This is a genomic window from Pseudoalteromonas sp. '520P1 No. 423', assembly GCF_001269985.1.
Classification (GTDB): Bacteria; Pseudomonadota; Gammaproteobacteria; order Enterobacterales; family Alteromonadaceae; genus Pseudoalteromonas.
Map to the genome: position 1 here is coordinate 803305 of NZ_BBZB01000002.1, position 15183 is coordinate 818487.

Here is a 15183-nt window from a genome sequence, read left to right on the forward strand (position 1 = left end):
ATTATTAAGAGTAAAATAAGGAAATATCAATGCGAACCATAGGATTCTTACTCTTAGTAAGCCTTGTTGCTGCGTGTAATAAAACACAAACTGACAATACAATAAATGGTAATAATGCACCAACTGAGGTTGTCGCTAAAGTAAATGGTGAACCAATTTATAAAACAGAGTTTGATTTAATCGTAAATCAAACTGTTGGGGAATTTGCAGCTTTACAACTGACTAAAAAGACAAAAGATAAAATTTTGCAAAGCTTAGTACTTAGAAAACTAATGAAAGCCGAGCAATTAAAACTGATGGAGCAGACTGAGCTTCAACATGTTGAGCTTCAAGTTGCAGCATATCGTGATGAATTACTTACAAAGCAATATATCAGAAATAACATTTCAGCAGACCCCGTTTCGAATGAAATGGTGAATGAGTATTATCATAATAACTTATCTCAGTTCGGTAAAAAGCAGATCAGACGTTTCGATATGATCAGAGCACAAATAGGACATGATGAAAAACAAGTAAAGCAAATTAATAAATTTATACAAAATATATCACCTAAAGAAGATTGGCAGGCGCTAGCTAATATACCGGAAACTAAAAAATACTCAGTTAAAATAATTCGTGGCAATAGCGCTGATAAAGGGCTACTAAAATCTTATCAATCAATAATATCTACTTTAGCAAAGAACGAGGCATCAAAAGTCCATAGTATTAATGGTGTTTTAGTGCGTTTTAAAGTAATAGACTTAATAGAGTTACCTGCAAAGCCTTTAATAGAAGTAAAAGAAGATATTCATAAACGTTTAGCACCGATACAGATTAAAAAGGCGATTAAAAATCAAGCGCGATTTTTAAAAGATAAGTCAGAGGTTAAGATCTATGCCTTTGATTAATATATTCAGAGCAATTACAAAAATATTCTTATTGATTTTCACCACTTCCTTACTAACTGCTTGTTCTAATTCAGATGAGGACAAGACGTATCAAGAAGGCATAGTGCTGAATGATCCTATTTCAGCAGTTGAATTTAACTATTTTTCAGGTGATTACAATTCTATTGAATCTTTAACTCATACTCAGCCTGATATTATGGGAATAACACCTGAATTAAATTTAGATGTTATGAAACAGCAAAGTAAAGGAGCTTATTATTTTAGGGGATACTTTTATGTTGAACAAAAAGAACAATATCGATTTGAAACACGACAAAGTGGTCTCAGTTTATTACTTATAAACAATGAAGTAATTGAAAATGAGGTGAACCTTGATATAGGTTATCACGAATTCATTTATTGGTTGATACCTGAAGATATTAATATTCAACCCCAAGTATTCATGCTCTCTGAAACAACAAGTACAATAGATTTAGCCGAACACAATTTATTTTTAGCACAAAATAATTTAAGTCAAGCTGCCGCAATCGATTTTGATCCTCAAAATATAATAAATGGACTGTCATACCATTATTATGAATTAGATGGTATTTCATTTGAGTTATTAGAAAATTTATCACCAATTGAGCAAGGAAATTTAAATCAGTTATCCCTAGTTGAAAAAAATAAACATAATGATATGGCAATGATATTTAAGGGATATTTTAATGTTGAATCAGCTGGTTTATATAGCTTTAAAGCTAATTCCAATGTTCCTTTGCGTATCTATATTGGAGAAAAAGAGTTAATAAACCAAAATCAAATAGGCTCATCTTTATATATCAATTCAATTTGGATTGAGCCTGGAATTTATCAACTTAGGGTTGAAGTACTTGGGAAATCAGAATCAGACGCTATAAATTTAGTCTGGAAAAAGCAAGAACCTAATATCGAGTCTCAATACCTAGCAATTGATGAGCTAGGCCTTACATCAGAAGAATTTACTAAAATTGAACTAATAGCTGAACCTGAAAATGAACAATGGGAACTTGGTATAAATGGTCGTTATTACTTTTCAAATCAGCCCGCAAGTATAAATGAAATTGATTTATTTATGCCAAATACGGCAATGCGTTTAAATAAATTTGAAATAGAACAAGAGCAAATTAACTATCCATACTCAGCATATTTTACAAGTCAGGTACAAATACTAGAAGAAGGCAATTATACCTTTTATTTAGAGCATGATAATTTATTAGAACTTAAAATAGCAGAGCAAACAATTTCTAATAAAGTAAGTCAAAAAACAAATATCACAAATAATTTAAATAGTTCACACTCCATCACTTACTACTTAGGCCAAGGGTATTATAAATTAGAAGTTTTCTATCATTTAACAGACGAATCTAATTTACCAAAAATTGAAATAGCGCCGACAGGAAATACACGTTCAAGTTTAAGTTCATTTAAATTCTCTTCTTCAACACAAGAAGTTGCAACAGATTTTGATGGTGATTTAGTTTCTGACGAAGAAGATGATTTTCCAGACGATCCATCGGAGTCTTCAGATATTGATGGCGATGGAATAGGAGATAATACAGATGATGATATTGATGGTGATTCAGTATTAAATGATGATGACGCATTTCCAAACGACCCTAATGAATGGTCAGATTTAGACTCTGATGGTATTGGTGACAATTCTGATACAGATAGAGATGGAGATGGTGTTTTAAATGAAGAAGATGCATTTCCAAATGATCCCAATGAGTGGTCAGATTTAGACTCTGATGGTATTGGTGACAATTCAGATGCAGATAGAGATGGTGATGGCGTTTTAAATGAAAATGATGCATTTCCAAATGATGCAACTGAATGGGCTGATTTAGATAATGATGGTATAGGTGACAACTCAGATACCGATAGAGATGGTGATGGTGTATTAAACCAAGATGATGCATTTCCAAATGATGCGACCGAATGGTCTGATTTAGACAGTGATGGCATAGGTGATAATTCAGATATTGATAGGGATGGTGACGGTGTTACAAATGAGAATGATCTCTTTCCAAATGACGCTTCTGAATGGGCAGATATAGATAACGACGGTATTGGTGACAATTCTGATCCGGATAAAGATGGCGATGGTGTTTTAAATGAAGAAGATCCGTTTCCAAGTGATCCTAGTGAGTGGTCAGATTTAGATGGTGATGGTATTGGAGATAATACCGACCCAGATAGAGATGGCGATGGTGTTTTAAATGAAGATGATGCTTTACCTAATGATAATACAGAATGGTCTGATTTAGATGGGGATGGTGTCGGTGACAATTCAGATCCAGACAGAGATGGTGATGGTGTTTTAAATGAAAATGATTTATATCCAAACGACCCAACTGATTGGGCTGATATGGACGGAGATGGTATTGGTGATAATGCCGACCCTGATAGAGATGGCGATGGGGTAATAAATGAACTTGATGATTTTCCAGATGACCCACTTAGATGGAATAATGACCCTGATGCAATAGATACAGATAATGACGGTTACCCTGATGATGTCGATGCATTTCCAAATGACCCGACAGAGTGGATTGATACTGATGGTGATGGTATAGGCAATAATTCAGATCCGGATTTAGATAATGATGGCTTTGCTAACGAAGATGATGCATTTCCTAATAATCCGAATGAATGGAGAGATACCGATGGGGATGGCTTAGGTGATAATTCAGATCCAGATTTAGATGGTGACGGTGTAGATAATGAGACTGATTTATTTCCAAATGATGGCACCGAATGGGCTGATTTAGATGGTGATGGCATAGGTGATAACTCAGATCCAGATAAAGATGGCGATGGCGTAAACAATGATGAAGATGCTTTTGAGAATAACCCATCAGAATGGGCTGATTTAGATGGTGACGGCATTGGTAATAATTCGGATCCAGATAAAGATGGCGATGGGGTTTTAAATGTAAATGATCTATTCCCAGAAAATAAAAATGAATGGGCAGATTTAGATGGTGACGGCATTGGTAATAATTCGGATCCAGATAAAGATGGTGATGGTCATGGCAATGAACAAGATGCATTTCCTAACGATGCTAGTGAATGGTCAGATATTGATAATGATGGCATTGGAGATAATGCAGATGTAGACCGCGACGGTGATGGTGTTGTTAATGAACAAGATTTGTTTCCTAATGATGGCAGTGAATGGTCTGATTTAGACCGCGATGGTATCGGGGATAATTCCGATCCAGATAAAGATGGTGATGGTGTTATTAATGAAGAAGATGCATTTCCTGATAACCCCAATGAATGGGCTGATTTAGATAAAGATGGTATTGGAGATAATTCAGATCCTGATAAAGATGGAGATGGTTATGATAATGATAAGGATGCGTTTCCCGATGATCCAACGCGTTGGCATGTACAATTAGAGATTGATTTAAAACTTACAGGTGAAGAAGGTGTCATACACTTAAATTGGCAGCACGAACAAAACACATTTTTACACGGCTTTAATGTTTGGCGCGCAGAAAAAAATATGGCATTAGTTAATATTGCAGCATTAGATAAATCTATAACTCAATATTTAGATACTGATGTAACAAACAATCAGCAATATCAATATCAAATTGAAGCACGTGCAGAAAATAGTCTTTTAGGTAAAAGTAATACACCACAAATTTACACAGCATTTAATAGTATTAAAGTCGAAAACTTAAACATAGAAATGGCTGAAACAGGAGTGTTGCTAAGATGGGACGCTATAAGCGAATTAAACGTCATTATCGAAAAACGACAAGGTATTGAGACATGGGTTCCGATACACATGTCTGATTCAGTGAATAGTTTTTTAGATACAAACGTTGAAAATGGCCAAACATACCAATATAGAGCTAAAACTCGCCAAAATTTTGTTGACCCTGCTTCCGGTAATGAATTTTATATAGATGGTCCACTAAGTAATACGCTAACACAACAAGTACAGTTTGCTTTAAATGTCGAATTCAGCAATGTCAATAATGTCCAAGAGAATACATATATATGGTATACACGCACTAGTAAAAATGAGCAAATAGTGAGCATTAAAGGTAATATTTTAAATGCATTAGGTTCTACTGAACTGACTATAACATCAGCTGATTTAAAGCAGGAATATACAATTTCAAATAATGAATTTACGTTATTTGTACCTGTTGATAGTGATCACCTTATGTGGCAACTAACAGCTCAAAGCCAATCACAGCAAACTTTAAAAAATCCGGTTTATTTAGAATTTAAACAAGATAATGAAGCCCCAGAATTGACAATCGATCAGTCCGATATGTCCACTGAACTCAATAAAGTGACTATTACAGGTGTTATTAAAGATGAAATTGGCATCGAGCAATTTTATATGTCGTCAGATCGATATCCAAAGAGTCAGTTTGCATTTATAACAGACAATAGCGGACAGTTTAGTGGAGAAATACCACTGGTTTTTGATGATAACTTAATAACTGTGACTGCAATTGACAAATTAGGAAACCAAATAAACAAACAATTATTAATTCAAAGACTGTCTCCTAATAAGCCCGTTATTGAAATAACAAGTCATGTAAATAACCAAGTTGTGAATACTAAAAATGTTTATATAACTGCAGTTATCAATACAAATAAGCCAATAGAGTCATTGGCTGCATATTTAAATAATAGCTCACAAGGTGATATTACCTGGATGTCTGATAATCAGTATAGTGTTAGCTTTAATCAACTTGAACTTGAATTGGGTGATAATCTGATAGAAGTAAACGTGAGCTCGAAATTTGGTAATGATCATAAAGCGATTAAATTAAATTACCAGGAATTATCGAATACGAGTAAACCCGAAATACAAATTTCTTCACCGGTAAATAACAGTCAAATTAAGCAAAGTGAATTCGAAATTAAGGGTTATATATTATCGGAAGATGAAGTTGATTTAACAGTTACAAACCAAGCTTATACTGATGTTACTTTGAATGTTTATCCGGATGTCACAGGTAGATATATATTTAGTTATTCTGCAAAACATAGTGAAGGACCTTGGACATTAACCGTAACAAATAATGCAGGTAGTTCAGAATTAACACTGAACTATACATTAGATCAAACTCCGCCTGTTATTCAACTACAAACACCTTTAGTAGAGTCTCCAAGTATTAATCAGATATTACAAGTGCCATTTACTATTTTTGGAGTGGTGATAGATGACGAAGCTGTCACTTTTACTATCAATGATGAGGTTGTAAATTTATTACCTACAGGCATATCAAATCAATACAGTTTTGATTTAGATATAAATTTACCACATAACGAAGAACGGCTTCTTGAATTAAAAGCAACTGATTTTGCAGGTAATTCGACAGTAAAATCTTATATTGTTAATAATCAAGCAAGTACATCTATCGATATTATAGCGCCAGCTAAAAATAAACAGTTTTTAATTGAAGAGAATACGTTTGATTTACAAATTGTAGCTCAACTCAATAATGCATCAGTTGATTCAGAACTATATATTAAAATCGATGATCAACCTGAGCAAAAAATTACAGCAATTAACACCCTAATTAATACAAGTATTCCCTTATCTAGTGAAACACTATCAAAAGGACCAGAGCATATCGCTCGCATAAAAGCATATGATATTAATGGTCAACTACAAGGTGAATCACAGGTCAATTTTGAAATTAATAAACTAGCTGATGTGCCATTAACGGTAGTACAAACTCAACCTAAAAGTCTAGAGTCTCAAATAGAAACAAACGCGTTCATAGCATTTTATTTTAATAAAACAGTAGATAAATCTCTTATAAATATAGAAGTAACAGAAACAGTTCATGGACAATCATATATTGATGAAACAGAACCTGGCACTAACTTGCTAGAACCCAAAGGTGCAAAATTACAAGAGGTTAATAAAAATAACGAGCTTGTTAGCGGTAGTCTAGCCAGTTTACCAGGAGATCATAGTTATGCATTTTATCCAGATAATGGTTTTGCTTATGGCGCAACAATTAAAGTTAAAATTAGTGTAAGTGATAAAGAAATGAGCCGATTTAGCTTTAATGTAAAACCGTTACCAACTTTACTTGATGGTAATGTAAAAGACAGTTTTGGTGCGAGCGTGTCTGATATTAAAGTGCGTTTAAATGAACTCAATCGCCAAGATATTACTGACTCTGATGGTACATTTTCTTTTGGTTATATTGATACTGGTCACGAAAATATTCAGTCAGGAGATTATACATTAGAGATAAACCCAAATAGAGAAAACCCTAATTTTGGAAACTATATACGCTACATAAATATAGCTCAAGGTAAGCGCAATCGTCTTGGTGTTTACTCATTACCCGTGATCAATAAAACAGTGCCATTTAGCCAAGTGAAATCTGGGCAAGGTAATACCACATTAGCTAATGGAGATTTAAAAATTGATTTTTCATCAGCGAATATCAATACATCACAAGGGCAAAATACTGCAAACGTACAGTTTAGTTTATTAGAAACTAGCACAATTGGTATGCAAATGTCGGCAAATACACCCGCGTTGTGGGTGTTTGCAGGACAACCACAAGGAATACAGATAACAGGCGACACACCATTAACTATCACAGCCGCTAGTTTTTATGGTAGTTATCAATATTTACCTGACGATGGTGATTATTTGGTACTGATTGGCAGGAAATCAAATACTGACATGTTAGATGCTGTTGGTGTTGGTATAAGAGAAGGCGTAAATGTACGCTCCATAGGTCCTGTTCACTTGAGTAATTTAGATTACATTGGTTTTGCTCGGGTTCATAGTGAAAAACAGCTCGTATTACAAGATTATGTGCAAGGAAAAATTGGCTTAGTGCAACTTAAAGCAATGTTGCAAACTAGCGTCAATCCATAGGAAGTGATTGTAATGAGAAAATTAATATCAATAATAATAATATTCATAGTACTGATAACCGCTAGTTTTACTAGTTGGTTTGCACAGGGATGGGGTTGGTTAGATGTACACAGAGTAAGGTTTGGTCATGTACTTGCTCGTGGCTTAGATATTAAAGACGGTAATGTATCTTATGTAGAATATGGCGCAGATGGAAAAATTGTACCTGGTTGGTCAACAGTTCATAAACAAGGGTTTTATATATTATCTGGTCAACATATCAATGCGACATTTGATGCGTTAGATGCTTTTAAAAATGAGTACAATAAAGTACGCATATTAAGTATTGAGCAATATAACAGTGAAGAGTTCAAAACAGTAGGTGGATTAGATTTACCTAAAGTAACACTACCCAATTATTACAAAAGTGTCGTGATTAAACCAACAGAATCAGTTATTCACCCAACTGATGGTCATATATTGTTATTATCTCGTTTTGATTTAACTAATATGTCAAGTGTGTCATCAAGTGTTAAAGCTGTATTGTTTGATCCTACAGGCAAACAAATCTATGCATCTGATAAAAATATCGCTTTTAAATCAGGGTTTTATGATGGTGATGAAGACGAAATCAATAATGGTATTCCACCAATATTAAAAACATTAAGAGATAAAAAGCCTTATGCACCATTCGAGGGGGCTAAAATTGAAGTGTATGCTTATCAAGGCTACCCAGATTACAGTGGTGAAGACGGCAGTTATAAAGTGCAATTTGGTTTAGTGCCTTGTCCTGGATTTTACTTTGAATATACCACACCAGCATGGATGACCTATGAATACATTGCCTTTACACCAAGTGGTGTAAAGCCGCTATTAGATGTATCTAAAATTCCAGGATACGATACTTGTATTGGCTATGATGCCTACATGGGACAGACTGATTTAGTCGGGCTTATGGCGCATGTTGAAGTAATAGGTATTATCGCTGCGATTGCAATGCCAGTGATGCAAGGTAGTAACTTTTATGTTGATACGGGTGTAATTTCTGGTGTTGCTTCATTACAAAGTAACGGTGTTACCGTAGAAGAAGGACCTACAAAATATGTATACACTCAGCCTGATTTAGATCCTGTTGCCAATCCAAGATATGATTTTGATGGCGATTTTAAATATGATTTAGCAGTGCTGGGAGATATTGAAAACGAATTATTTGTTTGTAAAAAAGACTCTAAAGCTGCTGAATATCAAGGTGTATATTTAAGTTCAGAACATAGTCAAGGCGTCGCAATTAACTGTGAAGATTCTGAGCCAGAAGCAACCCAACCAGATTTATATCGATTAGCAGACAAAATGCCTGATTTTACAGATCAGGGACTACTTGAGACCATTTCAACTGATGATTTACAAGACACTGATATTCTAATTTTTAGAGAATCAACAGGCATGTTGATCACTGAACGTAAAGGTATCAATGAAAATGAGCTAGTGGAAAGTCGTAGTTATTACGAAGCTATAGGTCGTGGATTTATATATCAAATGATGATCCGAGGTCCTGCTGCTACGGCCCAAAGCTACCATCCCAAAAACTGGGGTGAAGATGGTTTTAATCGTTTTCAATCTAATGCCAATATGAATCCAGCGCTCCATAACAGAGAGTCAGATCACTTAAAGCAAGGCGAAGTGCTAAGAACAGTACTCATTAACCGTAAAACAGGATATATAGGTTCAAATAGGAATTTGTATAAGAACCAATACCTTGGTGGCTTAGTACTAGATAACTTAAATAGAGTCAGTATGCAGGCGCCTAATTTAAAAATAAAGGCAGAGCGCTATTATAAGGTTAATGAAGGGCCTAGTGCATCTAATGAACAACAAAAGCATATAATAGGTTACGAAGGTTCTGCAATGAATAGTGATCAAATGATCACGATAACGACCCAATGGTATGAGCATGATGGTACACCTTTACCTGATGGACTTGCTGACTTTGGTTATACAGGTCGGTTGGCAAAAATAGATGGATCAGGCTCTCTAAGCTCTGGCGGGGTGATGGAACATTTTGATATAAAACCCGGCACACATATAGTACAAATAAAACTACCTGATGATGCTACGCCAGCAGATCATTATTATATACAAGTAAGCGGCGAACCTAAGCGCGCGAATCCATCATTTGCTGATGGCGGTGCAAGCGATAGTGGGCCATTACAATACCGCCCAAAACATTATGTACCCTTTAAAGTGCCTGTTTTAGATCAGTTAGCCACACTAGAGCAAACTTACCTATATAAAAAATTAAAAGAAGAGGGGCAGACAGACAACCTAGAAAAACCAGAGCCAATATATCGTTGGGTCTATCGCCCTGAATTGCAATTTAGTACCTATGACTTAGAAGTAAATAGTATTCTAAGAGAGCAGCAAGATGGACAAACTTCTGAAATTTATCAAAAAGAAGTACCAATGATAGCGGCGGGTGACAGCTTAGTTAAATTTATGTACGACCTAATAGAAAGTAATCATGACGCATTAGAATTCTTAGGCGAAGGCCAAGAACTCGTATTTTCACTCGGGGCCAACGAAATCAAAGCTAAAATGGGTCCGGGAAACCAACTGATATTCACTAATTTAGAGCATATAGCCGCATTAGACGTTGAAGACTTTGTAACACTTAGCTTATATAACAATAACGATCCGACAAATGTATTGTGGGAGTATGCGTTTGAGGCAGTAGCAGTCGATACCCGGTGGGCGGGCTACGACAATATTGGTGAAGATGGCACAATATATGTTTCAGCAGATGATCCTGTTGTGCCAGTACAAGCTATTATTTTAGGCTATGCCAATAGAGAAAATCCTGCTCCACTTAGGCTAAAATGGAAACCCAATGGTGCCGCAACTGTTGAAGATGAAGATTTAAGTTACCAAAGACAAGGTGTTTTTCCTGCAGATATTCAAATGAATACACAAGCTGGTGCACGTGCTGAGCCTTACGCATATCTAGATGCTGACAATGTCGTAAAACTAGGTGCAATAGAGGTCATACCGGGTAAACCAACCCATATCAATATCACCAAAAATGAAGGTGAAGTATTTATTGAAGGGCATAAAGGTAAAGAAATAGAAGTGTACATTGAAGATGCCCATGGTAATGCGGTAGCTGATGGTACATCTGTAAGTTTTGCAATAAATGGTGCAGCTAAACTTGAAATGGCAGATGACGGTACAATAAACGGTAAAGCAAAAGCGTTTATTGTAGGCGGTAGTATGCCTGAATCAGACAATACTCTTTTGGTCAGTGCAGGAGATGCCACTAGACAGTTAACTTTTCCAGTATCCCCACTTACAGTGACAATTGAGGATTACCCAACTCAAATGGAGCCAAGAAGTAGTTACCCTGTCACGGTAAAAGTCACTGAGCCCGGTGGCCCAGCGGTTTCGGGTATGCAAGTAGTTATGCATGCCAGCGCTGGTAAGTTTAAACATGGCAGTCGCAATACTAATGCTAATGGTGAGTTAACGCTTGAACTTTATAGCGGATTTCATTCGCTAGACAATATAGAAATTACCGCACGGGTAGGGTTAGTTGAGGGGGATTTAGCCGTAACCAAAGTAGCGCCAACCATAGATAACTATGCTGATACCAGTGGCACTATGCTCGTAGGTGATGAAACCAGTAACGGCTATTATGAATATGATCGTTTTGATGGCGCAAGCTTAGGTTTAGCATATAAAACAGAAGCTAATATCATGCTACATGGTTCAGCTGGTCATACAGAATCATTAAAATTAGGCAGTCTTGCCGAACCCAATATTCAACCAATAGCAGCGTATATTTTTAATGATAATTATGAAGATAAAGCTGTTGATTTTAATCAACAACATCATAGTGTAAATAACCATATTACGCTCGTCGCGGATAACCCAACTGGTACAGGCAATAGCTACCAATTTAATAAACAGGCGATTTTAAATCCTGCTAATGTATGGGAATCAAGTCGGGTTACTGTGGCACAAAGTGAGCAGTTTAAACCGAAAAATAGTGTTGGTTTTCGTTTAGATATAAAACCCTCAGAGTATGGGGGCTCAATATTTGATTTTGAAGGCGGTGTTCAAAACCTAACCTTAGAAAACGATGGCCGTTTAACGTACAGTTTATTTACTAAAAATGGTAAAGCGACTGTAAGCAGTGACGCACCAATTTCCCTTGAAAATTGGCATACAGTGGCGGGTAAGTACCACGATGGCAAACTGGTACTCGAAGTAAATGGGCATTTAAACTCACAGGATGCAACAGGTGAATTAGTCTACTCAGTAACGCAACGCGGTTTAACCATAGGCGAAAACTTTAGTGGTAAGTTAAGCAGCTTTAAAACCTATGATTATGATGCCCAGCCACTCGTAACATTTGAAGACGGCACCACAGAAAAAGATTATACCTTTGCTGCGGACGAAACCCTTGCAGCCGTTAAAGTGATTAGTACAGGTCAACTAAATCAAAATGGCGAGCAAGCCAGCACGATTAGAGTTGGCTTACAAACACAGTCACAAAATAATTTTATCGGAGTAATAAGCAAGCAGTTTTATGGGCAATTTGCTTCGTTTTATACTGAAACAGAGCAGCCACCGGGTTACCCACCCGTTGCAATGAATTATTATAAAAATTATACACCTTTCCCACTTATGGGGGTTGCCCACGCTGGCTTTTTTGATTGGAGCTTTGATGATGTTTGGGACAATCTTAAAACGGCTGCCAATGTTTTATTACCTTTTGAAGATATAAAAACATTTTACGAACAAGTAAATTATTTAATTGATGACGATAAACGCTTTGACCCAATGGAGCTAACTATCAGTGGCATTGGCGTGCTCACTATTGTGCCAATATTAAAGCCACTCATTCCGGTAAAAAATGCATTAAAAGCTTTCTTTAGGCCATTAAAATCATCAAACCCTAAATTCATAAAAGCTATTGGTCGGGTATTGGGTCGCGTTGGCGATGATGTATTACAAGGTAAATATGATACCGCCTTTAACTTGGGGCTGTTTATGATGTTAGTGGGAGAAATGCTAGCAGACGAAGAAGCCAGAGCAGGCTTAATGGCTATCGTAAAGTCAATACAAAGCGACGACGACTTTTTTGCTTGGTTAGATTATTTAAGTTTGCCTGCAGATGGCTGGGAAGGTGATGGCGATCCGCCAGAGGTTGGGTTAACTGCTCAGGTTGATTATCAACAAGATAACTACTTCTCGCCACTGAATGCTGTAATGGGGGTTGCTTATGCAAACAAGCCTAAAAAAGGCGCACTAAACAAAAAAGTAGATGGCAATGAATTCGCGAAAGACGTTAATGACATTACAAAGCAGTTCAAGAATGAACTACAAAAAGACCCTCAAATATTGAGTAAATTAGCGAAAGCATTAGGTAGTAGAAAAGGTGAATTACCCACAGCAGCTTTTAGAAGGATTTTATTTAACAAAACAGCATTAAAATCGGGGGTGGGTGTTATTACATATAGTGGTGCTAGGTATTTAAGGCACTTAATTAGTAATAAAATAAGAAGCCAAAGAGTTTCTGGTTTAACTCTCACTGCGGTAATAGCCTATCTTGAAAGTAGAATGTCGCCTGTTTGTTCGGATATTCCTGGTTGCCAATCGTTGGACTATAACGAGATACCTGACAGAATAAGGTCTCTTTATTCCACGGCGCTTTCTGGCTTTTCCACCGGTGAAAACCCTTATTTTAACCGTTGGGGCAATGGCTCTACTTTTGAGCTTATGATGATAGCCGTTAAACAGGTAGATTTTGAATTAGGTAAAGGCGGTAAAATTAGGTGGGTTAATAAAACCGAAAATATCAGGTTACATACTTTAAATAATAGCAAAACAGCTTTGATAGATATGGGAACTATGCGTCGAGACCCTGATATTATTGTTGAAAGTTGTGATGCTTCTGAACCTCCAGTATGGGTAGAGCTAAAATCTTTTGCTTCACCCTATTTACCTGTGGCATTTCGCCCCTGGTATTATGATAAACATAAAGATAACATTAAAGGTTCTAGCAATTTTATGAAGGAATTCTTTTTAGATAGAGTTGCAAGCACCCATAATTTGTTACCTAGATTTACCCTTTATAAGGGTGGCAATGTTAAATTAGCCACCAAAGCCGAATGGTGGATGCAGGTATTTAAAACCAAACAAAATAAAAAGAATACCGGAAAATTGGAGCAAAGCTATACCAAAGCCGACAATGCAAAATTATTCGATGCCATGAGTGTGCCGCCTAAAGGAAGTGTGATGTTAGGCTCTTTGGGTTATACCTCTGTTAGCGAAAATCAAAAGTTTGTTAAGCGATTAAAAAAGGGCCGGGTAATTATGCCGTTTAATATTCAAAACTGGATATTAAGCCCGCAAGTTAAAGATATGTTATTAAGTGAATTTAAAGACGTTTTGGTTGACTTTTATGATGGCCAGACTGCAAGTGATTTTGAGTGGGACCCCCAATGTTAAAAGATATAATAAATCAATTAGATAAAATGGCCTGGCAGGTTGATAATCAAAGCTGGCTGGCGGCCAGAGAATTAGAGTGGCTTGAGGTTGAACCTAAGCTATTAAAAGGCCTAGAATATAAAAAGAAGGATGTTGATAAACTAAAAAAATACTTTATGTATGGTGAAAATTTAGCTGAATTAGGGTTGAGCTTTCACCCGTTAATCGAAGTGCTCTATTTACACCCGGATCAGAGTGATGAAAATCTCAAAAATATAATAGATAGTTTTGATGAAAATGATTATCTTGCATTTAAATCTAGTTTTTATATGTACAGTGATAATACCGGTTCGATAAGAGAATTATACCCAGTTAGAGTTTTTTCTGAAAAGCCTTTTGGTGAAGAGGGGATCTTAAATGGTAAGGAACAGTTTTATGTGCAATATTTTACCCCTGATTTAACTGTCGACGGTAAAACCGAAGTTGAACTTAAAAAAATAAAGAAAAAGGCACAGAGTTTTTTCGATGGTTTTTGTACAAACATGTATAATTTTTTACTTTCAGAATCTGAATATAGAGCAGACAAGTACAGTTTTTCGCAATTTCAAATAGAAACCTGGTTACAAGCAGCACCTATGGCCGATTATGGTAAAAAACGCGCGATTATTTTGAATGGTTTTTTGCATCAACTTTATTACTGGCGTGAACTTAACCCGGCAATTGAAAACCAACCTGAACGACTAGCTTTTGTTACAAAAATGACCGAAATTCTAGGCTGCGATAAAGATTTGCCTGAACCTCTTTTAAAAAGATGGCAAATGATAAAGACCGAACAGGGCAGGTATCACCCAATAGTTGTTGAAGAGTTTATTAATGAACGCCCGCCTGAACTTTGGCAGAAATTTAACTTAAAAGGAATTTAAA

4 protein-coding genes are annotated in these 15183 nt (G+C 36.1%); all 4 read left to right on the forward strand.

Annotation, left to right across the window (positions count from 1 at the left end; genetic code table 11):
* Window positions 1-29: 29 nt before the first annotated feature.
* Genes PSA_RS22065 through PSA_RS22080 form a run of 4 tightly spaced genes read left to right on the forward strand, consistent with a single transcriptional unit; the run spans window position 30 to window position 15182 of the window.
* Window positions 30-887 (forward strand): peptidyl-prolyl cis-trans isomerase, encoded by an 858-nt coding sequence (locus PSA_RS22065; RefSeq protein WP_042143153.1) that lies wholly within the window; start codon window positions 30-32, stop codon window positions 885-887.
* Window positions 874-7794 (forward strand): thrombospondin type 3 repeat-containing protein, encoded by a 6921-nt coding sequence (locus PSA_RS22070; RefSeq protein ID WP_052379833.1) that lies wholly within the window; start codon window positions 874-876, stop codon window positions 7792-7794. Before PSA_RS22065 ends, PSA_RS22070 begins: the two co-directional genes overlap by 14 nt.
* A gap of 12 nt (window positions 7795-7806) precedes the next feature.
* Window positions 7807-14280: a laminin G domain-containing protein gene (locus PSA_RS22075; RefSeq protein ID WP_042143151.1), complete on the forward strand. Its 6474-nt coding sequence runs from the start codon at window positions 7807-7809 to the stop codon at window positions 14278-14280.
* Window positions 14274-15182, forward strand: a complete 909-nt coding sequence (locus PSA_RS22080) for a hypothetical protein (protein WP_042143149.1) — start codon at window positions 14274-14276, stop codon at window positions 15180-15182. The genes PSA_RS22075 and PSA_RS22080 overlap by 7 nt, the downstream gene beginning before the upstream one ends.
* Window position 15183: the final 1 nt, after the last annotated feature.